The sequence below is a fragment of the Salegentibacter lacus genome (assembly GCF_020164555.1).
Classification (GTDB): domain Bacteria; phylum Bacteroidota; class Bacteroidia; order Flavobacteriales; family Flavobacteriaceae; genus Salegentibacter; species Salegentibacter lacus.
In genome coordinates, this window is the sequence record NZ_JAIQZB010000008.1 from 161,299 (window position 1) to 184,538 (window position 23,240).

The 23,240-nt window shown below is 37.0% G+C and carries 22 protein-coding genes; 8 read left to right on the top strand and 14 right to left on the bottom strand.

Translation table 11 applies throughout. From position 1 onward, the window contains the following. Positions 1-1,101: a sensor histidine kinase gene (locus tag LB465_RS08525; RefSeq protein ID WP_224469276.1), complete on the bottom strand. Its 1,101-nt coding sequence runs from the start codon at positions 1,099-1,101 to the stop codon at positions 1-3. A gap of 186 nt (positions 1,102-1,287) precedes the next feature. Then, positions 1,288-1,830, bottom strand: coding sequence for a lipid-binding SYLF domain-containing protein (locus LB465_RS08530; protein WP_224469278.1), 543 nt, complete (start codon positions 1,828-1,830; stop codon positions 1,288-1,290). 539 nt (positions 1,831-2,369) lie between these two features. On the opposite strand from LB465_RS08530, the gene katG reads away from it, so the two are divergent. Beyond that, the gene (gene katG, locus LB465_RS08535; protein WP_224469280.1) at positions 2,370-4,628 is read left to right on the top strand and encodes a catalase/peroxidase HPI; all 2,259 of its coding nucleotides are present in this window, start codon (positions 2,370-2,372) and stop codon (positions 4,626-4,628) included. A gap of 92 nt (positions 4,629-4,720) precedes the next feature. On the opposite strand, the gene LB465_RS08540 is transcribed toward katG, so the two are convergent. From LB465_RS08540 to LB465_RS08550, 3 genes are all read right to left on the bottom strand, one after another. Continuing rightward, on the bottom strand, positions 4,721-5,407 hold the full coding sequence (locus LB465_RS08540; protein WP_224469283.1) for an MCP four helix bundle domain-containing protein: 687 nt from the start codon (positions 5,405-5,407) through the stop codon (positions 4,721-4,723). 136 nt (positions 5,408-5,543) lie between these two features. Next, positions 5,544-6,236: an outer membrane beta-barrel protein gene (locus tag LB465_RS08545; protein WP_224469285.1), complete on the bottom strand. Its 693-nt coding sequence runs from the start codon at positions 6,234-6,236 to the stop codon at positions 5,544-5,546. 211 nt (positions 6,237-6,447) lie between these two features. Further along, positions 6,448-6,891 (bottom strand): Hsp20/alpha crystallin family protein, encoded by a 444-nt coding sequence (locus LB465_RS08550; RefSeq protein WP_224469287.1) that lies wholly within the window; start codon positions 6,889-6,891, stop codon positions 6,448-6,450. Between the two features lie 178 nt (positions 6,892-7,069). Here LB465_RS08550 and LB465_RS08555 point away from each other — a divergent pair, with 178 nt between their 5' ends. Together LB465_RS08555 and LB465_RS08560 are read left to right on the top strand one after the other, a co-directional pair. Continuing rightward, a complete protein-coding gene (locus LB465_RS08555) occupies positions 7,070-8,359 on the top strand; it encodes a DUF2254 domain-containing protein (RefSeq protein ID WP_224469290.1) in 1,290 nt (429 codons plus the stop codon). 33 nt (positions 8,360-8,392) lie between these two features. Further along, complete coding sequence (locus tag LB465_RS08560) at positions 8,393-8,650, top strand: DUF1456 family protein (protein WP_224469292.1); 258 nt, start codon at positions 8,393-8,395, stop codon at positions 8,648-8,650. A gap of 153 nt (positions 8,651-8,803) precedes the next feature. Here the strand turns inward: LB465_RS08560 and ettA are convergent, their stop codons facing one another. The 3 genes from ettA to LB465_RS08575 all read right to left on the bottom strand — a co-directional run bounded on the left by ettA (position 8,804) and on the right by LB465_RS08575 (position 11,225). Beyond that, entirely contained in the window at positions 8,804-10,495 is a 1,692-nt protein-coding gene (gene ettA / locus LB465_RS08565; RefSeq protein ID WP_224469294.1) for an energy-dependent translational throttle protein EttA, read from the bottom strand. A 65-nt stretch (positions 10,496-10,560) separates the two neighbouring features. After that, positions 10,561-11,034: a DinB family protein gene (locus LB465_RS08570; protein WP_224469296.1), complete on the bottom strand. Its 474-nt coding sequence runs from the start codon at positions 11,032-11,034 to the stop codon at positions 10,561-10,563. A gap of 11 nt (positions 11,035-11,045) precedes the next feature. Next, entirely contained in the window at positions 11,046-11,225 is a 180-nt protein-coding gene (locus LB465_RS08575; protein ID WP_224469298.1) for a CAL67264 family membrane protein, read from the bottom strand. Between the two features lie 177 nt (positions 11,226-11,402). On the opposite strand from LB465_RS08575, the gene LB465_RS08580 reads away from it, so the two are divergent. Continuing rightward, positions 11,403-13,031 carry an acyl-CoA carboxylase subunit beta gene (locus tag LB465_RS08580; RefSeq protein WP_224469300.1) on the top strand — a complete coding sequence of 543 codons (1,629 nt, stop codon included), beginning with the start codon at positions 11,403-11,405 and terminating at the stop codon, positions 13,029-13,031. Between the two features lie 13 nt (positions 13,032-13,044). After that, on the top strand, positions 13,045-14,682 hold the full coding sequence (locus LB465_RS08585) for a M1 family metallopeptidase (protein ID WP_224469303.1): 1,638 nt from the start codon (positions 13,045-13,047) through the stop codon (positions 14,680-14,682). 106 nt (positions 14,683-14,788) lie between these two features. Here the strand turns inward: LB465_RS08585 and LB465_RS08590 are convergent, their stop codons facing one another. The 6 genes from LB465_RS08590 to holA all read right to left on the bottom strand — a co-directional run bounded on the left by LB465_RS08590 (position 14,789) and on the right by holA (position 20,631). Then, positions 14,789-15,886 (bottom strand): AMP-binding protein, encoded by a 1,098-nt coding sequence (locus LB465_RS08590; RefSeq protein ID WP_224469306.1) that lies wholly within the window; start codon positions 15,884-15,886, stop codon positions 14,789-14,791. A gap of 61 nt (positions 15,887-15,947) precedes the next feature. Next, positions 15,948-16,889 (bottom strand): CPBP family intramembrane glutamic endopeptidase, encoded by a 942-nt coding sequence (locus LB465_RS08595; protein WP_224469309.1) that lies wholly within the window; start codon positions 16,887-16,889, stop codon positions 15,948-15,950. A 3-nt stretch (positions 16,890-16,892) separates the two neighbouring features. Continuing rightward, entirely contained in the window at positions 16,893-17,927 is a 1,035-nt protein-coding gene (locus LB465_RS08600; RefSeq protein ID WP_224469311.1) for an o-succinylbenzoate synthase, read from the bottom strand. Between the two features lie 27 nt (positions 17,928-17,954). After that, positions 17,955-18,635, bottom strand: coding sequence for a metal-dependent hydrolase (locus LB465_RS08605; RefSeq protein WP_224469313.1), 681 nt, complete (start codon positions 18,633-18,635; stop codon positions 17,955-17,957). 84 nt (positions 18,636-18,719) lie between these two features. Further along, positions 18,720-19,622 carry a 1,4-dihydroxy-2-naphthoate octaprenyltransferase gene (menA, locus tag LB465_RS08610; RefSeq protein ID WP_224469315.1) on the bottom strand — a complete coding sequence of 301 codons (903 nt, stop codon included), beginning with the start codon at positions 19,620-19,622 and terminating at the stop codon, positions 18,720-18,722. A 4-nt stretch (positions 19,623-19,626) separates the two neighbouring features. Beyond that, positions 19,627-20,631, bottom strand: a complete 1,005-nt coding sequence (gene holA / locus LB465_RS08615) for a DNA polymerase III subunit delta (RefSeq protein WP_224469318.1) — start codon at positions 20,629-20,631, stop codon at positions 19,627-19,629. Between the two features lie 71 nt (positions 20,632-20,702). Between holA and LB465_RS08620 the strand changes: the two genes are divergently transcribed. The 3 genes from LB465_RS08620 (at position 20,703) to LB465_RS08630 (ending at position 23,084) form a co-directional block, all read left to right on the top strand. Beyond that, entirely contained in the window at positions 20,703-21,167 is a 465-nt protein-coding gene (locus LB465_RS08620) for a type I restriction enzyme HsdR N-terminal domain-containing protein (RefSeq protein WP_224469320.1), read from the top strand. Beyond that, positions 21,164-22,159: a glycosyltransferase family 2 protein gene (locus LB465_RS08625; RefSeq protein WP_224469323.1), complete on the top strand. Its 996-nt coding sequence runs from the start codon at positions 21,164-21,166 to the stop codon at positions 22,157-22,159. The genes LB465_RS08620 and LB465_RS08625 overlap by 4 nt, the downstream gene beginning before the upstream one ends. Before the next feature lie 91 nt (positions 22,160-22,250). Further along, positions 22,251-23,084, top strand: coding sequence for an OmpA/MotB family protein (locus LB465_RS08630; protein WP_224469326.1), 834 nt, complete (start codon positions 22,251-22,253; stop codon positions 23,082-23,084). The last annotated feature ends 156 nt before the right edge of the window (positions 23,085-23,240 follow it).

Sequence of the window (23,240 nt, forward strand, 5' to 3'; positions counted from 1 at the left end):
TTAGAAATTCAGTGGTAATTTAATTTTAAAGATAGTTCCTTTCGGAAAGTTATCGGCAATGCTAATTTCTCCTTTATGGCTTTTAATAATGCCGTGCACAACACTCAAACCGAGACCAGAGCCTTCTCCCAGCGGTTTAGTGGTATAGAAAGGTTCAAATATTTTTTCTTTTACTTCAGGATTAATTCCTTTTCCTTCATCGGCAATTTCAATAGTATAATGAGTGTCATCATTAAAAATTGAAATTACAATTTGTGAATTTTGCGGCGAATAATAAATCGCATTAATTACCAGGTTAAAAAAAACCTGAGTTAATTGAATGGAATCTACCTGGGCTTTTAAAGCAGGATCCTGAATATTAAATTTAAACCGAATATTCGCTTTCTTAAAATTAGGTTTTAAAAGCGAAAGTGCCTGGGTAATTACCGGTTTTACTTCAATCTTTTTAATGTCCTGTGGCATATCACAGGAGAAAAACATCAGTTTTTTCACCACTTCCCTGGAATAAATCGCTGAATTAAGGATTTTTTGAGCGTCGCGTTTTGTTTGAGATTCCTTGGTCTTTTCTTCAATAAATTCGGCAAAACCCAGAATATTCCCAAGCGGAGTGTTTAGCTCGTGGGCTATTCCAGCGGTAATTTCTCCTAAAATAGACAGACGATCGTTTCTTTCAGCCGTTTGTTTTAAAAGCTCTTCCTGTACTTTAATATTTTGACGTTCAAAAAACAGGGCGATCTCATCGGCGATTTTGTCTAGAAGTCGTTGTTCTTCAACCAGAAAATGCGCTTTAGATAAATCTGAAGCCGGATAATGCACTTTAATAAAACCTATTTCCTTTTCAGAAATTTTGATTATACTTTTCTGCGAATATCCTTCTGAAGGAATTGGGTTAGAACTTAAATGATATGATTCACACTTTATTTCTACAGTGGCTAACTCCGGAAAACGCCAGGCATTTTTAAGAATTTGCACAATAGATTCTAAAGTAGCTTCATAAGAACCGTCAAACTCTCTAATAGCCGATGAAACCTGGTAAAGACAGGACAATTCTTTAATGCGTTCTTGCAGCTTTTCTTCAATAGAAATACTTTCCGGTGCCATCTTAAAGGGTTTCTTTAAGCAAAGATAAGGGGATTTCTTAAGGTAATTTAATCAGGGTGAGATATACTAATTTCAACTTTTGGATAGAAGCAATCTGTAAAATCAAAAATAATAGTGAATCTAAACAGGAATAAAATAAAAAAAGCGGCCTTTAAAGCCGCTTTGAGATTTTCTAATATTGAATTTCTATCTTGGTTGAAAGGTAAAACGTTGACCTCCAACAGAAACTCCTGCCATTGCACCACCTTTAGGAATGGTTACTACGGCTACTCCGTCCTGAAAATCAATACTTTGAGAAGCTCCTTTATCCAATATTACTGCAGATGCGTTTGCAGAAAGCTCGTAATCGCCTTCTTTAAATCTTTCCAGATCGGCATCGGTTTCAAAGAAAAGCACTTCTATGAAAGCTTTTCCTCCTGCCTGCAAACCTACATCTACCTGTTTTAAATCTGAATATCCTATAATAGTGTTATTTTGATAAACAACCCCATTACCGGAAGCTCCACCTATAACGTAAGCTCCTTTTCCTACATTTGGAAAAATAGCGTAACCAGCAGAACTCTCAAGCAATTCAGCTGCATTAGAATGATTTTCTCTAATTTCATTTCTGGCATCAGTAGCATCTCTTCTAAGATCTTCTTCCGTATTTTGCATACTTCCACAACTTGCAAATAGCAAAAGAGCCATTACAAATAATGGTTTGTAAAAATTGTTATTCAGTGATTTCATTTTTATATGTTTTTTGGTTTCTAACGAAATTAGCTCTTCTACTAAGTAAAAATTGTTAACCGACTGTTATTTTGCTTAATATTAGCTTTTTAACACAAAAAGTTGAATAAAGTATAACTAGATGTGCAGCGGTGAAAATAAAATTCTCAAAAAATAGGCTTATTATGTTTTTTCCGATCTCTGTAATTTAAAGAATTAGTAGTTTCAAAACTTCTGCATGACAAATAGTTCAGAGGAAGTTTGGGTAATTAACAAGGAGTCGACATCGGATTTCCAATTTCCATTTCCTAGTACGAACTATGTCTCCTTATTTAATTTTCAAACCTAAACAAATGAATTCCCGTCTTCTATCATAATTTTATCTTTATTCCAGACTTATTTCCCATAAATTATAAGAATTACCAGAGGTATTTAGGTTCAACATTTTTATTATATTATAGTTTCTACCTAACCACTATAGTTATTTAATATGGAGAATAAATTTTCATAAGAAATAATTATAGTAAATTTATTGTATTAATCTCTAAAACTCTCCTACAATGGAAAAAAACAATCAATCAAACAACCCAGATAACCACAAGGTATGGGACGTAAACGAATCTAGCCGCTGTCCTTTTATGGGTGGAGCACTTGATAAAACTGCCGGGAGCGGAACCTCAAACCGCGACTGGTGGCCTAACCAATTAAACTTATCCATTTTAAGGCAACACTCAAATTTGTCCACCCCTATGGATAAAGATTTTAATTACGCCAAAGAATTTAAAAGCCTCGATCTCAAAGCTGTAAAAAAAGATATTTTTGAGCTTATGGAAGATTCGCAAGAATGGTGGCCGGCCGATTATGGGCATTACGGGCCATTCTTTATACGTATGGCCTGGCACAGTGCAGGAACCTATCGTATTGGCGATGGGCGTGGCGGTGCCAGCTCAGGTTCACAAAGATTTGCACCATTAAACAGTTGGCCAGACAACGCCAACCTGGATAAGGCAAGACTCTTACTTTGGCCAATTAAACAAAAATATGGCAGAAAAATTTCCTGGGCAGATCTCATGATCCTTACCGGAAATTGCGCACTGGAATCTATGGGATTAGAAACCTTTGGATTTGGCGGTGGCCGTGAAGACATCTGGGAACCGGAAGAGGATATCTACTGGGGATCTGAAGGCGAATGGCTGGGAAACAAAGAAAGATATTCTGAAGATAACGAATTGGAAAGTCCGTTAGGAGCATCCCATATGGGACTTATTTACGTAAACCCGGAAGGCCCCAACGGTAATCCAGATCCTGTTGCAGCAGCCAAGGATATTCGTGAAACTTTTGGCCGAATGGCAATGAACGATTATGAAACGGTTGCACTTATCGCCGGTGGCCATACTTTTGGAAAAACCCACGGTGCCGGAGACGCCGAGCAATATGTAGGTGCAGAACCTGCAGGCAGTTCTATTGAAGAAATGGGACTTGGTTGGAAAAACAGCTTAGGAAAAGGAAATGCAGAAAATACAATAACCAGTGGAATTGAAGGAGCCTGGACTCAAACACCTACAAAGTGGAGCAATAGTTTTTTTGACAACTTATTCGGTTTTGACTGGGAATGTCATAAAGGTCCAGGAGGAGCTTTTCAATGGAAGCCTAAAGATGGAGCTGGTGCAGGAACTGTTCCCGACGCTCACGACCCTGATAAGAAACACGCTCCTTTTATGCTTACTACCGATCTTGCCTTAAAAGAAGATCCGGAGTATTTGAAGGTATCTAAACATTTTCACGAAAATCCAGAGGAGTTTGCTGAGGCTTTCTCAAAAGCCTGGTATAAATTAACGCACCGTGATATGGGACCACTTTCCCGCTATTTGGGCCCTGAAGTTCCCTCAGAAGAACTTATTTGGCAAGATCCGATACCAAAAGTAGATCACGAATTAGTCAACGATAAAGACGTGGCTGAACTTAAGAAAAAAATCCTTGATTCAGGATTAACAGTTTCACAGTTGGTATCGACTGCATGGGGATCGGCTTCTACTTTTAGAAATTCCGATAAACGTGGTGGGGCTAACGGCGCACGTATTCGACTTGAACCACAAAGACACTGGGAGGTTAACAATCCGCCTCAATTGCAGCAAGTAATAACAAAACTGGAAAGCATTCAGAATGAATTTCATAATGCACAGTCGGGAAATAAAAAAGTTTCCCTTGCAGATCTTATCGTTCTAGGAGGTTGCGTAGCTATTAAGAAAGCTGCTGCAGATGCAGGTTTTGATATTGGTGTTCCATTTACTCCGGGTCGTACTGATGCCACAGCTGAACAAACGGACGTAGAGGCATTTGAACCGCTAGAACCAAATGCTGATGGTTTCCGCAATTACGCTAGAAACAGGGATAAGATTTCTGCTTCAGCCGAAGAAATGCTGGTAGATAAAGCTCAGTTATTAAGCTTAACACCACCGGAAATGACGGTATTAGTTGGAGGTATGCGTGTACTTAACACAAACTTTGACGGTTCAAAACACGGTGTGTTCACAGATCGTCCAGGACAGTTAACCAATGACTATTTCAAGAATATTCTGGATATGCGCACCACGTGGAAAGCAACTTCAGATTCTCAAACCGAATTTGAGGGCAGTGATCGCACTACAAATGAAGTTAAATGGACCGGAACACGAGTAGACCTTATTTTTGGATCGAACTCAGAACTTCGAGCTTTAGCAGAAGTTTATGGTTGTGATGATTCTCAGGAAAAATTTGTAAAAGACTTTGTAAAAGCCTGGGATAAAGTAATGAACCTGGATCGTTTTGATATCGCTTAATTTCAAAATGTTATCCAAGGAAAATTAATTCAACCCCATAATCATCAAATTATGGGGTTTATTTTTTATAAAAAAAACATCAAAATAACAGATTAATTCAGTTCAAATTGTTGTTTCGGATGGCGTAATAACTGCTCTAAACCAAGGAGGCGCAGTACAAAGATGCCTATTAAAATGGTAAGCGCTATTTTGAAATAGTAGAGTAAAGAAGTAATCCCTGAACTGGATTTATAATGTGCCATTAATTGTTCTCCAACTTCCGGTTGGATACTGGCAATGTTGTGCAAATCGAGATTTAAGATTTTAAAATAATCGTTAGCATTTTTATTGATAAGGAAGATAGCAGTACTAAAATCTTTCTCTTTTAAATTCTCAAGAATAGTGTTTTCTAAAACCAGGTACTCTTCATAATGCTTTTTAAAATCTATAAAATAAATCTCTTCCCGTGCTACTAAATAAGTCTGACCATAATCTTGTATTATTTGATCAATCTGAGAATTATAGGCCTTAATTTCTTTTAAATTGAATGATGAATTTAACTCACCATTATCTTTAATATTTTCAAACAACATCCTTTTTTCGTGTAATAACTCAGAGAGCTCATACATTTGGGAAGCAGGCAGTAGGCGATCCTGATAAAGAGAAGAAAAATCCTGATCTATACTTTTTAAACTTCTTTTCTCAATAAATTCTGTAATTAATAATAGCACAAAAAAAGCACTCAGTAATAAGATAAGACGTTTGCGTTTTTTAGGCTTTATGGAATAAAGGTCTTTCATTTCAAAAAATTTAACCAAACAATTATACCTATCAATTTAATGATTTTAAGTCGTTTATATTATGAAATTACTCATAAAAAAAGCCCTAATTGAAAATTTAACAATTAAGGCTCTCTATAATTTTATAGGTTTTCAATTAAAAATAACAACCGCCACCCCTTCTACGCCCGGTATTAGATTCACTATCACCAATTTTGAAGCTAAGACTGACTAAAACCTGGTGAAGTCTTAGATCATTGTAAGGAGCTCTGTTAATACCGTATTGTCCATTGTTAATATCCAAAGAAGAATCAGCTTCTTCAGAAGCTAGAGAGCGATCATATCTTATTCCCAGCTCAAATCTACCTAAGCTCGCTTTTATCCCGGCCTGAGCAGCCAAAGGAGTATTTTGAACTACGATGGTCTTTGTTTCCGGTTCTGTTCCCTCGAGACTGGCATTAAGAATGTTTTGGTAAGCAGGTCCGGCATAAACATCTATAGGTCCCCAAACGTTGTATCCAAAAAGTAATGGAATGCTCAATTTTTCTACTGCATAAATTGAAGGTTGCGATGGAAATGCAAACTCTGTTTCGATAGAATTATACATTACTTCTGGACGTACAAAGAATTTCCCGAAACGGAGCTCAAAAAATACACCGGCATGAAAACCAATTTTAGATTCGGCCTCTACAGTTCCATCAAAGAAACCGGCTCCTGAACTTTCCCCCGTAATTGTACCTGCTGTTGTGGCGTAATTAGCTCCTCCTTTTACTCCGAAACTGTATTCCTGGGCCTGAGTGAAAGACACGCAGAAAATGCTTATAAAAATCAGTAGAAAATATCTGTTCATAAAAATAGATTTAGTAGGTCTGTTCTTCGCGGGTAAATATATCAATAATCTAAAATAATCATAGAGTTCCCTGTTTCTTTTTAACGCATAAAAATCCAATTACGTATATAAACGCTTCGGAATTATAATTTTACTTCCTTTCTGCAGCGATTCCAAATAAAAAAGCGTCCCTATTAGAGACGCTTTCAACTAATTAAACTAAATACTCCACTTATGAGATTTCAATCATTCGTTTGGCCTGTACTTTAGCCTCTTCCCGCTTTGGAAGGTCTATAACAAGTACACCATCCTTATAAGAAGCAGAAATTTTTTCGCTATTTACCGAATCAGGCAAACTAAAAGCTCTTTTAAAATTGCTATAGCTAAATTCTTTCCTGGTAAATCTTCCGTTATTTTCTGTAGTTTCTTTTTCCTTTTTATCTTCAGAAGAAATGGTTAGCACATCATTATCCAGCTCGATATTAAACATTTCTTTAGCCATTCCGGGAGCGGCAACTTCTACACTAAAATCATCCTCAGTTTCCTGAATATTTACCGCTGGAATACTGGTTCCAATGCTATTTACATTTGTAGTTCCTCCTAACCAATCGGTTTTAAACATATCGTCGAAAACCGAAGGCAGCCAATTGGCCTCATTTCTTTTAATTAAACTCATAACTTTTATTTTTTAAGGTTATACTTTATTGTTTTCTGAAAAGATATTATCAATTTAAATTCCAATTAGGAATTTATGCCTTTTTGGCATTTTTATTCATATTTATACCGCCATTTTGTCAATTATTTTTAAGAAGCTTATTTTTAAACAGATTTGAGTAACTTTCCAATAAAATTAAATGAAGTACTTTTTCAATCGTATTTACATTCTCATATCCAACCTGCAAAGTAAGATTGCCTTTTACCCTAGTGTTTTTGCCTTTTTCGGCTTTCTAATAGCTTTTTTACTTATTTATATCGAAAATCAGGGTGTTTCCAGATATCTCTTAGCTCATATCCCTATGCTGGTAGTAAACAATGGTGATACCGCCCTCAGCATCTTAACTGTTTGCATTACCGGACTAATCTCTATGATGGTTTTTAGTTTTTCTATGGTGATGGTTCTACTAAATCAGGCTGCCAGTAATTATTCCCCAAGATTGCTGCCCGGGCTTATTTCTGATAAAAATCACCAGGTTATATTGGGGACTTATTTAGCAACGATCATATACTGCATTTTTGTGGCGGTTTCTATCCAGCCCGATGGCGAATCTTATCAGACACCAGGTTTTTCAGTCCTACTAGGAATTATTTCCACAGTAATTTGTATTGGAGCTTTCATTTATTTTATTCATAATATTTCTCAGAGCATTCAAATTAATAATATTTTGGATCGCATTTTCCGCGAGTCAAAAGCACGTTTAACCTTTCTATTGAAAAATGAGGAAAATGAAGAGCAGGATTTTCCCGATACGAAAGAGTGGCATGAATATCATTCAGATAAAAGCGGCTATTTTCAGAATTTATCAGCAGATAATCTTTTGGATATCTGTAAAGAAAAAGAAACCCAAATGGAAATCTTACCGGTAAAAGGAATTTTTATTTTAAAAGGAATTCCACTTTTTAAATCAAAAGAAAAATTAGACGAAGAAACTGTAAAAAAAGTACTTGTCAATTTTAGTCTTGACCGCGGTGAGTTGGTTGCCACCAACTATGTATTGGCTTTTAAACAAATTACCGAAATTATTGTAAAAGCAATGTCTCCCGGAATTAACGATCCCGGAACCGCCTTAAATGCGCTCGATTATTTAACCGAACTCTTTGCTTTAAGAATGCAAAAGCAGGACAAGCAATTTTTAAAAATTGATGATAAGGTTCTAATTAAAATGCGAAGTATAGATTTTGAAGAACTTTTGTACCAGGTTTTAGCTCCTATTCGCGCTTACTGCAAGCACGATATTATCATTGTTCAGAAACTGGGAATGTTATTTCATTACCTGAAATCTCAAAAATCGGTTAAAGAAGAATATAATAAAGTATTAGATATTGAAGCTAAAAACCTCATTGCTGATGCTAAATCGGCGATAACCAATGAAGCCGATATCCAAAAAATATACGCTATTGAAAAACAATTAAAACTGAAAAGTTAAAAGCAAAACTCAGGAAAAACCTAAATTTGCGTTATGGGATTAACAAACAACGATATTTTCAAAAAATTAAGGGTCGCCCACAAATTGCGGGACGACGATATTGTAAAGATTTGCGCATTGGTAGATTTTAAAGTTACCAAAAGTGAAATTGGTGCTATTTTCAGGGCAGAAGATCACCCTAAATATGTAGAATGTGGGGATCAATTTCTTCGGAATTTCCTTAACGGACTCGTAATTCACCTTCGGGGCCCAATGCCACCCAAGAAGGAAAAGAAACCTCAGAAAGATTAATTAGTAAAAAGCAAAAACCTCACAGATTTAATCCGTGAGGTTTTGATTTAGGTCAACCTGAACTTGTCTCAGGTTCTAACTTTAATGAAAATTAATCATCTTAGATTCTGAAATAAATTCAGAATGACGTTTCCTTATGTACGATTAATAAAACTATCTCACTAACTTCTTATACTTAATACGTTTCGGCATAATATCTCCACCCAAACGCTTTTTCTTATTTTCTTCATAATCTGAAAAACTTCCTTCAAAGAAATACACTTGAGAATCTCCCTCAAAAGCAAGAATATGTGTACAAATTCTATCCAGGAACCAACGGTCGTGGGAAATAACTACAGCACAACCTGCAAAATTTTCCAAACCTTCTTCTAGCGCTCTAAGAGTGTTTACATCCAAATCGTTGGTAGGCTCATCAAGCAGCAACACGTTTCCTTCTTCCTTTAAGGTCATCGCTAAATGAAGTCGGTTTCTTTCACCACCCGAAAGCACATTCACTTTCTTGTTTTGCTCGCTTCCACTAAAGTTAAATCTGCTTAAATAAGCTCTTGAATTTACCTGGCGACCACCCATCATAATCAATTCCTGCTCGTCGCTAAAGTTCTGCCAGATGGTTTTTTCAGGATTAATATTAGAATGCGCCTGATCTACATAAGCGATCTTTGCAGTTTCCCCAACCTCAAAACTTCCTTTATCGGGTTGTTCTTCACCCATAATCATTTTAAAGATGGTGGTTTTACCTGCACCGTTTGGCCCAATAACCCCAACAATTCCTGCTTGCGGAAGTTTAAAATTCAAGTCTTCATAAAGCAGTTTATCATCAAAAGCTTTACTAACACCATTGGCTTCAATTACATTGGTACCAAGTCTTGGCCCGTTTGGAATATAGATTTCCAGTTGCTCGTCCATCTTCTTTTGATCCTGGCTCAGCAACTTATCATAATTATTTAAACGTGCTTTCTGTTTGGCCTGTCGTCCTTTCGGATTCATTTTAGACCATTCCAGTTCTCGTTCTAATGTCTTTTGTCTCTTACTGGCTTGTTTTTGTTCCTGTGCCATACGTTTAGACTTCTGGTCTAACCAGGAAGAATAGTTTCCTTTCCACGGGATACCTTCTCCCCTGTCCAGTTCTAAAATCCAGCCGGCAACATTATCAAGGAAATAACGGTCGTGCGTTACCGCGATCACCGTTCCTTTATACTGCGCCAAATGATGTTCTAACCAATGTACCGATTCGGCATCAAGGTGGTTGGTGGGCTCATCTAAAAGCAAAATATCCGGTTCCTGAAGCAACAAGCGACAAAGCGCCACTCTTCTTCTTTCCCCTCCTGAAAGTACCGAAATCTTTTTATCGGCATCAGGAGTTCGTAAAGCATCCATCGCGATTTCCAGTTTGGTATCAAGTTCCCAGGCATTAGAGGCATCTATTTTATCCTGAAGTGCAGCTTGCTTATCCATAAGCTTTTGCATCTTATCGGCATCTTCATAAACTTCGGGCAACCCAAACTGGTCGTTTATTTTATTGTATTCGTCAAGAATAGCCACTGTTTCAGCAACTCCTTCTTTTACCACTTCAAGAACGGTTTTATCTTCATCTACCTTTGGTTCCTGTTCAAGGTATCCAATGGTATAACCCGGGGAGAAAACCACATCTCCCTGGTAGTTTTTATCTTCGCCGGCAATAATTCTAAGTAAAGTAGATTTACCTGAACCATTTAAACCGAGGATCCCGATTTTTGCACCGTAGAAAAAACTAAGGTATATATTTTTCAAAACCGGGGTATTCGCATTTTTAAAAGTCTTGGTCACCCCAGACATTGAAAAAATCACTTTTTTATCGTCTGCCATATATTGAATTTTTATGCTTTTTTAAGATTGCAAATATCTGAAAATAAAGTCAGAATTAGAGCCAATTATTTATAAAGCCCAAGTAAGCGCAAGATGATTATCATTTGCCCCGTGTGATAAGCAGTATGTTCTATTACCAATAGAATTTCGCGGAGCAAAGTTTGATTTTCAGAATTTTTAACCTGTTGATTTAAATCGTTTTCAGCATCTAAAATGAAATCCTTTAAACGCTCCCGATCTTGAAAATAATCCTTCTTCAATTTTTCCCAGGCTTCCACTGTTCTAGGAGCCTGCTCATTCGGCCAGTAATCATCCGGCCATTTAGATCTTTTATAATCTTGGGAAGCAGAAAATTCTAAAATATCTTTTTGGGCATAAACAATATGATAAAAAAGTTCATAAAAGGAATACGGCAGATTATGCGGCCGTTCCCCTAATTTTTCAAAAGAAATTATATCTATAAAATCCTCTAAGGGCATAAAAGCCTCGCCACCTTTTAAATGTTTTACTAATTGTTCTTTTTGTTTTGAATCTGACATACTACTTCATTTTAAAGCCTCCCTTTAAGCGCATTGAATGCCCAGGAAACTGCAAAAAAACCAATTCCAACTACCGAAAAGCCAATGGCGTATTCCCGATATTTAAGAACACCCAATAAAATAATAGCGGCGCCAATTATAAACAAAGCAAAAGATGCCCAGGCAAAAATGGTATTTTTATTCATTCCCATATTTAGAGTTTTAAACAAATATCGGGTATTTTACATTCCCAAACCATAAGTAGAATTCACTCTATTTTGTATTTTAGCCAAAAGACAGCTTTAAATTTAAAATTTCCTGAAATTTCGATAAAAATTCTACCTATTTAAGTGATATTTCTAATTTCAGGACTTAATAAATCATAATATATGAATATAAAATTCAATAAAAATGAAGACCATAATAAACTTTTGGTCTCTTCATTAAACCATAAACTTAAACGTGTAAAACTTGGTGGTGGTGAAAAACGCATTGCAAAACATCACGCCAAAGGAAAAATGACTGCCCGCGAGCGTATAGATTTCCTGTTAGATGATAAATCAAATTCCATTGAAATCGGTGCTTTTGCCGGCGAAGGAATGTACGAAGAGCACGGAGGCTGCCCTTCAGGTGGCGTTGTTGTTAAAATGGGTTATGTGTCCGGTAAACAGTGTATTGTTGTAGCCAATGATGCTACCGTAAAAGCAGGTGCCTGGTTTCCTATTACCGGAAAGAAAAATCTTCGCGCTCAGGAAATAGCTATTGAAAACCGACTTCCAATAATTTATTTAGTAGACAGCGCCGGGGTGTATTTACCAATGCAGGATGAAATATTTCCCGATAAAGAACACTTCGGAAGGATTTTCAGAAATAATGCGGTGATGAGCAGTATGGGAATTACTCAAATTGCAGCAGTAATGGGTAGCTGTGTCGCCGGTGGTGCCTATCTTCCTATTATGAGTGATGAAGCACTTATCGTAGAAAAAACCGGGAGTATCTTCCTTGCCGGAAGTTACCTTGTAAAAGCCGCTATTGGCGAATCTGTGGATAATGAAACCCTGGGAGGTGCTACTACACATAGCGAAATCAGCGGGGTGACCGATTATAAAGCGAAAGACGATAAAGACGCGCTTACCAAAATCCAGAATATTATGGATAAAATGGGCGATTTCGATAAAGCCGGATTTAGTCATAAAAAAGCTGTAAAACCTAAAGAAAATCCAGAAGATATCTACGGAATTCTACCTAAAAAACGTAGCGACCAATATGATGTTCGAGAAATTATTTCCCGCCTGGTAGATAATTCTGAATTTGAAGAATACAAAGAAGGATACGGGCAGACCATTATCACCGGCTATGCAAGAATTGATGGCTGGGCGGTAGGAATTGTCACCAATCAACGAAAAATCGTAAAGACCAAAAAAGGCGAAATGCAATTTGGTGGGGTAATCTATTCTGATTCGGCCGATAAAGCTACCCGCTTTATCGCAAACTGTAATCAGAAAAAAATCCCGTTGGTTTTTCTTCAGGATGTCACCGGTTTTATGGTGGGCAGCAAAAGCGAACACGGCGGCATTATAAAAGATGGTGCTAAGATGGTAAGTGCGGTAAGTAATTCGGTAGTACCAAAATTCACCATTATTATGGGGAATTCCTATGGTGCCGGAAATTACGCAATGTGCGGAAAAGCTTACGATCCAAGACTTATCGCAGCCTGGCCAAGTGCCGAACTTGCGGTAATGGGAGGAACCCAAGCTGCCAAGGTTTTAGCTCAAATTGAAACGGCCTCGATGGAGAAAAAAGGCGAAAAAGTTGACGAAGAAAAAGAAAAAGAAGTTTTTGAAGCTATTAAAGCACGCTACGATGAGCAAACTTCGCCTTACTATGCTGCAGCCCGTTTATGGACCGATGCCGTGATAGACCCTTTAGACACCAGGGAATGGATCTCTATGGGAATTGAAGCCGCCAACCACGCGCCTATTGAAAAAGATTTTAATTTAGGAGTGATTCAAACGTAATTTTAAAATAAATATGAAAAAAATAATTTTAATTCTTGCTGTTTTTATTTCAGCTTCTAACATTTCCTGTGCCCAGGTTTTAAGCAACAAAGAAGGTAAGTATACCGAAGCCGATTCGCTTAGAGGATCGCTAAGACAGGAGCGCGCTTTTGATGTTCAGAAGTATCATTTAAAACTTAAAGTGGAACCTGAAAAACAATTTATTTCCGGCTCAAATACCATTAGTTTTATTGCTGAAGAAAACCTTTCTACAATTCAAATAGACCTTTTTGAAAATATGAAAGTAGATTCTATCCTTCAAAATGGTGAAACTTTAGCTTATAGTCGCAAACATAATGCAGTTTTTATCGATTTGGATGAATCGGTTAAAGCTGATGAGAAAGGAGAAATTCAGTTTTATTATTCCGGAAAACCTATAGTAGCAAGAAATGCACCCTGGGATGGCGGTTTTGTTTGGGATGAAGATGAAAATGGCGACCCGTGGATTGGCGTTGCTGTTCAGGGCACCGGGGCCAGTCTTTGGTATCCCAATAAAGATCACCAAAGTGACGAACCGGAAGAAGTTCAGCTGGATATCGCTGTTCCAAATGGGTTGATGAATGTCTCGAACGGGCAATTCTTAGGCGAAAAAGATTTAGGAAACGGATTTACCCAATGGAGCTGGAAAACAGTAAACCCAATCAATAATTACAACGTGATGATCAACATCGCGAATTATGATCATTTCTCTGATTCCTACGGTGATCTTGACCTGGATTACTATGTTTTGCCTTACAACCTTGAAAAAGCTAAAGAGCAGTTTAAAGAGGTAAAACCGATGATGGATTGTTTCTACGACAAATTCGGGGAATATCCTTTTGTAGAAGACGGCTTTAAATTGATTGAAACTCCCTACCTGGGAATGGAACACCAGAGTGCCGTAGCCTATGGGAATGAATATAAAATGGGATATCTGGGCAATGACCTTTCCGGTACCGGAATTGGCTTAAAATGGGATTATATCATAATTCACGAGTCCGGGCACGAGTGGTATGGCAATAGCATTACGGCAAAAGATATCGCCGATATGTGGATTCACGAAGGATTTACTTCATATTCTGAAGCTGTTTACGTCGAGTGTCGTTGGGGTAAAGAAGAGGCTTTGGAATACCTAAAAGGAACTCGCCGTGGTCTAAGTAATGATGCCACTATTATTGGAGATTACGGTGTAAATAGTGAAGGCTCAGGCGATATGTATTTTAAAGGTGCGAATCTACTCAATACCATTCGTAGTATTTATGATGACGATGAATTATGGTGGAAAACCTTAAAGGATTATACCGAAACCTATAAGCATCAAATTATCGATACAGAAACCACCGAAAATTTCTTTGATGAAGCTACAAATGTTAACCTCGATCCAATTTTCGATCAATATTTAAGACATTCCAATTTGCCTAAGTTGGAGTTCAGAAAAAACGATGGAAAAATCCAGGCCCGTTGGGTTACCGATGTTGAGAATTTTATGATGCCCGTAGATATTCTTATTGATGAAAAAGAAATAAGAATTTACCCAACAAACGATTGGCAAAATTTAAAGCAAAAGGTAGCGTTAGATGAAATAAAAATAAACGAACTGGAATTTTATATTGAGGCTACTTATAAAAAATAAATTCTTTCATTAAAAGACAAAGTGGCCTTCACCAGGGCCACTTTTTTTTAGAATAATAAACAAACAATTATTTTCTTCGATATTCAAACTTAATTACAGTCGAATTTTATTCTACTTTACTTTTAAAGGTATTCTCCCGATGGATTTTCCCGGTGTGGGTTTCTTCAAATTTTTCTATAAAATAGATCTTTTTGGGCCGCTCGTATTTCTCAAGGCTGCTTAATTCACTAATCTCTTTATCTAATTTATAAAGAAGATTTTCTGAAAATTCATTTTCAACAAAGAGCACCAGTTTTTCACCAAGAGAATCATCTGGCATTGCCGTTACAAATAATCGCTGATCTATAATTTTGGAAAGCTTTCTCTCTATTTGTTCAGGATGAAGTTTTATTCCACCCGAATTAATCACATTATCCAATCTCCCTTTCCATAAAAATTTCTTGTAGGTAAGAATTTCAACCACATCGTTAGTGGTAATAATTTCATCAGAAAGTTTAGGCGCTTTTATCACTAAACAGCCCCGATCATCCTGCGAAATATTGATATTAGGCAAAACCTTAAACGGTCGGGATTTTTTCTTATTTTTTGAAGGGTTTAATCTTTTTGCCGCAATGTGTGTAACCGTTTCGGTCATCCCATAAGTTTCATAAACCTTGGTGCCAACTTCCTTTACCATCTTCTGAAGTCTGGGTGAAACCGCTCCGCCTCCAACAATTAGTTTTTTTATAAGGTGTAAACGTCCAACCGAATTATCTAATTGAAACGGCGTCATCGCGCAAAAATCATAACGTTTAAAAACCTGGTCTAAAGGATTGGAAGAAGGAGGAACCATATCTAATTGCCATCCTAAAACCATTGCTCGAACCAGCATCATTTTTCCTGCTATATAATTAGCTGGCAAACATAATAAAGCGGTAGTTTTTTCGGGCAATTCAAAGAAACGAGAGGTCGCTATGGCAGAATTGATCATATGCTCCTTTTTGATTCTTATCACTTTTGGCTTTCCAGTAGAACCCGAAGTTTTCACCTCAACATATTTCGAAGGCTTGATCCATTCTAACAGGAAACTTCCAACTTTCTCCTCAAAGGCTTCTCCTTCCTTTATGTAACTATAGGCCACTAAATGAAGTTCGGCATTTGTGAAATGTCGTTTATTCAGCCTAAAATCGGGATGGGTTTCCGGTACTTTATACTTATCTGCCATATTTAAAACCAAATATGTTACATTTCTCTATATTGAAAGTTAGTAAATTGTAATGATAAATTTAACTTTCTTCTGAAAGTTTTAAGGTTTCAGGCTTTTCTACTTTTCCGAAGAGTTTATTTTTCCAGTTACTCCAGCCATATTTTTTAGCCATTATAAATAAGAAAAGAGGATAAATTATAAAGACTGGAATAGCCACATCCCAAAAGCTTGCAATGGGTGCAGACACATCTTTAAAAATAGATTCGGTTTGGAAGGCAGTCCAATCGGCAGTTATTAAAAGGGCTGCTACTAAATTATTAGCAGCATGAAAACCAAGCGCCAGTTCGAGACCTTCATCCATAAGTGTCATAATCCCGAGCATAAATCCGGTACCGATGTAATGAATCATAATAATATCCCCCAGCTGCGCTACCTCCGGATTGAAATAATGAAGACCACCAAAAATGATGGAAGTAAGAAATAATGGAACCCAGCGATTTTTAGCAAACACACCAATGCCCTGCATTAAATATCCCCGAAACATATATTCCTCAAAGCTCGTTTGCAGAGGAATAAATATAACAGCAATTCCTAATAAAATAAGAAATGATGTAGGTTCAAAATTTAACTGATAATCTTCTGGGTAGGCAAAATAATACCCCATTGTGGTTAGAATAGTAAAAACTGCGACCAGAATAAAAGCAAAGAAAAACCGACTCCAGTCTATCTTCTTTCGTGTAGTTGTAAGGGTTTTTAAGGGCTGTGAATGCAAAAATTTCGCATTAAAAAGCACGGCAACAAGCCCTGCGGCAAAAGGTAATAATAGAAAAAACAAGGTAAGGTTTGAATCGAAGACTTTTAACATTCCTGATTCGTCCATAGCGGCATCAAATCCGCCTTCTAAAGCCAAAGCTACTACAAACGGAATTTGGGCAATAATTACCGCAACCATAATTATAACTACTCCAATAATATATCTCCATAATTCATGATGAAATCGGAACGCTTGTGCTATATACATTTACTAAAAATTAAATTCCCAGCTTATAGCCGGATTATATTGAATATTTCCTTTTTCTACCTCTAAAGGGCTTTGAATATTATTGGTGTATAAACTTCCTGTGCCAAGTCCCTGGGGCATTTTACTGTTTTTTGTATAGGTAAATTGCGAAATTGCATTCAGCCCCAAATTACTCTCTAAAGCACTGGTAATCCACCACCCAATATTGTTTTCTTCGGCTAAATCAATCCACTCTTGTGTACCTTTAAAACCACCGATCAAACTCGGTTTTAAAATAATATATTGAGGTTTGATTGTTTGTAATAATTCCTGCTTTTTCGTTACATCAAAAACACCAATCAATTCTTCATCTAAGGCAATTGGCAACGGAGTCTCCCGACATAAATTTGCCATGTTTTCCCACTGACCTTGTTTTATGGGTTGTTCTATACTGTGTAATTGAAATTCAGATAAACGTTTCAGCCTTTCCAGAGCTTCTTCAGGTTTAAACGCTCCATTAGCATCTACGCGCAATTCTATTTCTTCGGAAGAAAATTCAGATCGAATATACTTTAAAAGCTCCAGTTCGGTTTCAAAATCTATAGCACCAATTTTCATTTTAATACAGTCAAAACCTGCTTCGATTTTCTCCTGAATCTGGGATTTCATATATTCTTTTTCCCCCATCCATATCAATCCATTAATTGGTATTGCAGCTTTTCCGTCAGTGAATTCAGAAGGAAATATTTCGAAAGGATTTTTAGCTTTTAACGATCTAAAAGCCATTTCTACCCCAATTTGAATGCTTGGAAATTCTTTTAATTCTTCCCAAAGCATGGTTTCGCCCAGATTGATATTGTTGCAAACCAACTGCAATTTTTCTTCATAATCTGGCCTATCGTCTATACTTAGACTTCTAAGAATTCCGCATTCGCCATAACCAACCTTATTACCATCGGTTACTTTTAGAAACCAGGTTTCTTTAGTAGTAAGAACGCCCCGCGAAGTTCCGCTGGGGCGTTTAAAATTTAAGATATACTTTTTATAATCTGCCTGCATATATTTTATTATTTGGCCAGGCTGAAACTAAAGTTCCAGACTCTCACCAATTTCAAGAAGCATAAGGTCTTTCCCCTCATCAAAAAACTTTCTTTTAGCTTCTTCGTGATCTATTTCAATGTAACCAAAAGTATCATAATGGCAACCTAAAACTTTATCGCATTCAACAAAATCACTGGCTATAATAGCATCTTCTACTCCCATGGTAAAATTGTCTCCTATAGGTAAAATTGCTAAATCTAAAGTGGTGTGATGCGGTATTAATTTCATATCCATAGTAAGCGCGGTATCGCCGGCAATATAGATGTTCTTATGTTCGCCTTCTATCACAAACCCACCTGGCTGCCCACCATATTTACCATCTGGAAAAGAACTGGAATGGATCGCATTTACGTATTTTACTTTTCCGAATTCAAAATCCCAGCTTCCGCCGTGATTCATAGGGTGAACTTCAATGCCTTTTTCTTCGTAATGATTTGCGATCTCAAAATTACTTACAATTACGGCTCCGCTATTTTTGGCGATTTCTTCAGCATCTAAAGTATGATCCTGATGTGCGTGAGTGAGTAAAATATAATCGGCCTTAATATCTTTAATATTGATCTTATCTTTTGCGAGATCATTTCCGGTGATAAACGGATCTACCAAAACATTAATGTTGGCTATTTTAATTCCGAAACAACTTTGTCCGTAATACGTGATTTTCATAACTAAAATTTTATGGTTCGCCCTAATTTAAGGATTCGTTGAAAAAAGTTAGAAACGCCTAAATATATAATTTTGTTAAACTTCCTACCAGATCTGGCCTAAACCAAAAAGTATCGCCGTGGCAAAGGTAGAAAGTGCCAAAATTTTTAATTCGGGATCCAGAAGCGTGGCATTTTCATTTTCTACCACTCTTTTAAGATGAAGGATCAAGGGAATTAGAGCCGGGATATAAAGAAAGTCATTTACACTTTCTAGGGTAAGCACTGTAAATATTACCAGGCAAATTATTGCTCCAAGGATAAGCGAATAATGATAGTTTTTAGCATTTTTAGCGCCCAACTTTACCACCAGCGTATTCTTCCCCGCTATTTTGTCTGAAATTCTATCTCGCATATTATTGAGGTTTAAAACGCCCATACTTAGAAAACCTATACTGAATGCCGGAAGCAGCACTAACCAATTCCACTGGTGTGCATATAGAAAATAGGAGCCATAAACTGCTACCAAACCGAAGAAAATAAAGACAAAAACGTCGCCCAGCCCCCGATAACCGTAAGCAGATTTCCCTACAGTATATTTAATGGCCGCGGCAATTGCCCCAACACCCAACAGGAAGAAAAATAATGCATACCCTAAGTTTTCCTTTCCGAAGGCTACGTAAATAAGTAAAATTGCAAAAAGCAAAGTAACTATCGCAGTAATTATGATTCCCTGAAGCATTTCTTTTTGGCTAATGAGTCCGCTTTGAATGGCGCGTTGCGGCCCTACCCTATCTTTATTATCTGTTCCTTTTACTCCGTCACCATAATCGTTAGCGAAATTTGAGAGTATTTGTAAGCCTAAAGTTGTGGCAAGAGCCAGGCTAAAAATAATAACACTAAAAAAACCTTCTGCTACGGCAATGGTAGTTCCCACAATAATTCCCGAAACCGATAATGGTAAGGTCCTTAACCTGGCAGCGCTAATCCAAGAGTTAAATTTTACCATGCTCTTAGTTTAAAATCTTAACCATTAATTCTTTAAGCAAGTCGCCGTGGGATACATTCACCGCCCCAACGCCTTTTCCTTTTACATCGCTTTCGTGCAGCAGACCAATAACCTGGCTAACTTTCTTCATTGGATAATTTTTAGCAGCGGCTATATAATCGCCTACAAAATAAGGATGCACTTTAAGCTGTTTGGCAACATTAGCTTTAGATTTATCGGGGAGGCCATGATATTGCATTATTTGTGAGAAATAAGAAAACAAAAGCGAAATGGTAACTACCATTGGGTTGTCTTTCGGGTTTTGCGCAAAATAATTTACAATGCGGTGTGCCTTTAAGGAATCTCGCATACCTATGGCTTTTCGCAATTCGAAATTATTGAAATCCTTGCTTATTCCTATATTTCGCTCAATAAGTTCGGGAGTAATTTGAGTTCCTTCCGGAGTTATGAGCTGAAGTTTATTTAACTCGTTATCAATTTTACCAAGGTCAATTCCTAAAAATTCTACCAGCATCTGTGCTGCCTTGGGTGAAATTGTATAATTTCTTGCTTTCAGGGTTTTCATAATCCAATCGGCCACCTGGTTTTCGTAAAGTCGCTTACTTTCAAACAAAACCCCGTTTTTCTTCAGGACTTTAGAAAGTTTCTTCCGTTTATCAAGGCTTTTGTATTTGTAACAAAAAACCAAAGTAGTGGTAGGCTGCGGATTTTCGGCATAAGCTACCAGGTTTTCGATACTTCGGGAAAGATCCTGGGCTTCTTTTACAATAATCACCTGTCTTTCGGCCATCATTGGGTAACGCTTGGCATTACTTATAATTTCATCTACACTGGTATCCCGGCCATACATTATAATTTGATTGAAACCTTTCTCCTCTTCTGCCAGTAAATTTTGCGCTATAAAATCTGAGATCCTGTCTATATAATAAGGTTCTTCGCCCATTAAAAAGTAAAGCGGCGAAATACTGCCCTTTTGAATATTATTCACAATCTCTTTTGCTTCTTCCATTAACCTGAAGGATTTTTTTAAATTTAAACCGAAGCTTGCCGCGCTGTGGTTTTGTTTTTTACTTTTGGCCTATGTTAGCGCTAAATTTTCCAAAGTATAATTTTCGGTTCAAAAATAGTGAAAATAAAATAGCCGTTTTTGATGAACTCCGGAAAAAGTTTGTAGTCTTAACCCCCGAAGAATGGGTTAGGCAACATGTAGTCAAATTTCTTACTTTAGATAAGAATTACCCGAAAAACCATATAAATGTTGAAAAGCAACTTAAGCTGGGGAAACTCACCAAACGTTATGATGCTGTGGTTTTTTATCCTAACGGAAAAATAAAGGTCGTGGTAGAATGTAAAGCCCCGCATATAAAAATCACGCAAGATGTTTTTGACCAGATTGCAAGATATAACCTCAGCCTAAAAGCCGATTTTTTAATGCTCACTAACGGCTTGCAACATTATTATTGTAAACTGGATTATGAAAAAGAAAAATATGATTTTCTAACGGAAATTCCTGATTATGCTTCTAAAACCTCTAAAAATTCATGAGCACAGCTGTAGTAATTTTAAACTGGAATGGGCGCGATTTGCTTCAACAGTTTTTACCTTCGGTAGTTAGTTTTTCTGAAGAGGCCAATATTTATGTGGCCGATAATGCTTCAACCGATGATTCAGTAAGCTTTGTAAAAGAAAATTTTCCGCAGGTAAAAATTATTCAGAATACAGAAAACGGTGGTTTCGCCAAAGGCTATAACGATGCGCTTTTCGGTTTAACCGAAGATGTTTTTGTGCTTTTAAACAGCGATGTAGAAGTTACCGAAAAATGGTTAAAACCAATTCTTGAAATTTTCAAGAACGAACCTAAAACAGCCGCGGTTCAACCTAAAATACTCGATTTCAATAAAAAAGACACTTTTGAATATGCCGGGGCGGCTGGTGGGTTTATAGATAAATACGGTTATCCGTTTTGTCGTGGGAGAATTTTTGAAACTTTGGAAGAAGACCACGGGCAATATAACGACGATGCCGCCATTTTTTGGGCCAGCGGTGCCTGTTTAGCAATTAGAAAAACCGTTTACTGGGAGGCCGGCGCACTCGATGAAGATTTTTTTGCCCACCAGGAAGAAATAGATTTATGCTGGCGAATTCACAATTTAGGTTACCAAATAAGATCTTCCGGCATTTCCAGCGTTTATCACGTGGGCGGCTCTACTCTTGACAGTATGAATCCCAGGAAAACCTTTTTCAATTTTAGGAACAACTTATATATGCTACTAAAAAACGTGCCGGCGCCCAATGTGTATGGTATTTTGATTACGAGAATGATCCTGGATGGCATTGCCGGTATGCAATTTTTAGCTCACGGAAGATTTTCACATTTATACGCTATCCTTCAGGCGCATATAGCTTTTTACCGTAACTTTCGGAAAATCTATAAAAAACGAAAAGGAGTACCAAAAAACCCTGGATATTTTCAGCTAAAATCTATTATTTGGTCTTATTTTTGTTTGAGCAAAACAGAATTTTCTAAATTAAAATGAAAGGATTCAAACTTATGCTATAGCTTCTTTTCCAGCTTTACATTTTTTTGATACTTTTGAATCATCTAACATTAATAACAATTACAAGATTATGAAACGAATTATGCTTTTATCGGCAACCGCCGTCCTTTTGTTCTCCTCTTGCGTATCTAATAAAAAATACGCTGAGCTTGAAGACAAACAACGACAAACTCAGGATGAACTAAATACCGCGACAATTAAATTAAACGCGTGTTTAGAGGATAAACAAAACCTTAACCAACAAATTTCAAGACTGAACAATACCAATGCGGCATTGCTTAACAACGTAGGTGATCTTGCTACCCTTTCTAAGAAAGAAGCAGAAAACCTTGAACGTTCTCTTGAAAGCATTAAAGAAAAGGATATGGCTATTACCAGAATGCGTGATGCCATTAACAAAAAAGATTCTGTAACTCTTGCTTTAGTAACCAGTTTAAAAGGAGCTTTGGGTAACATGGCCGATGAAGACATTGAAATTAATGTTGAGAAAGGTGTGGTTTACGTTTCTATTTCAGATAAACTTTTATTTGACAGTGGAAGATATAATGTAACCGACCGTGCTAAAGAAGTACTTGGTAAAGTTGCTACTGTAGTTAAAAACAAGCCGGACATCGAGTTTATGGTTGAAGGACATACTGATGATAAAGCCATTAAAACTTCAATGTTTGAAGATAACTGGGATCTTAGTGTAAAAAGAGCAACTTCTGTAGTAAGAATTCTTCAGGACGAATTTGGTGTGGAGCCAGCTAGAATGACTGCCGCTGGTAGAAGTTACTATGTTCCTGTAGCTTCTAACGAAACTGCCGAAGGTCGTGCTAAAAACAGAAGAACAAGAATTGTAGTTCTTCCAAAACTAGACCAATTCTACGGAATGATCGAAGAAGGAATGAAATCTGCTGAGTAAGCTGAAATGATTTCAAGTCTATTATAAGGAAGAGGCCGTCTAAAAAGTATTTAGATGGCCTTTTTTATTGATAAAAGTTTTTGTGAGAGAAGCGCTTCTTCTTTTGTAGATATTCTTAATGATAAAAAAGGCAAGGAAGCCCCCTTCCTATGCTAT